Annotated in this window: 1 protein-coding gene; it reads left to right on the forward strand. The window is 66.2% G+C overall.

The window, feature by feature from the left end:
* On the forward strand, nt 1-532 hold a 532-nt coding region (locus tag FHG89_RS05560), incomplete at both ends, for an AMP-binding protein (RefSeq protein WP_139583273.1).

Below are 532 nucleotides of genomic sequence, written 5' to 3' on the forward strand. Positions count from 1 at the left end.
CGCCCCACCCCGCCACCACCACCCAGCCCAAGCGGCCTACATCGTCTACACCTCCGGCTCCACCGGCACACCCAAAGCAATCACCGTCACCGCCACCACCCTGGAAAACGTCGTGGAATGGCAGTTGGCCCGGCGTAGTGGGAGTCAGACCGGCGTGCAGCTCGCCTCGATCGGCTTCGACGTGTCCCTGTTGGAGTTCTTCGTGACGCTGTCGGATGGTGGGCGTCTCGTCCTGCCCGACGAGGACCAGCGACGCGATCCCGACCTGCTCCTCGACCTGCTCGCCGACAAACGGGTCGAACGCCTCTACTCGACACCGGCATTCCTGCACCAACTCGCGTACGCCTGGGCCCAACGCGAGCAGCGGCCGGCGCTGTCACTCCGGGAAATCCTCCTTTCCGGCGAGGTGTTGCGGTTGAGCGACGAACTGCACGAACTCCTCCGCCACCTCGACAACCCCACCCTCGAAAACCAGTACGGCCCCTCCGAAACCCACGAAGCCACCGCCAACCTGCTCACCGGCGACCCCCAC

Source organism: Micromonospora orduensis (assembly GCF_006228125.1).
Classification (GTDB): domain Bacteria; phylum Actinomycetota; class Actinomycetes; order Mycobacteriales; family Micromonosporaceae; genus Micromonospora; species Micromonospora orduensis.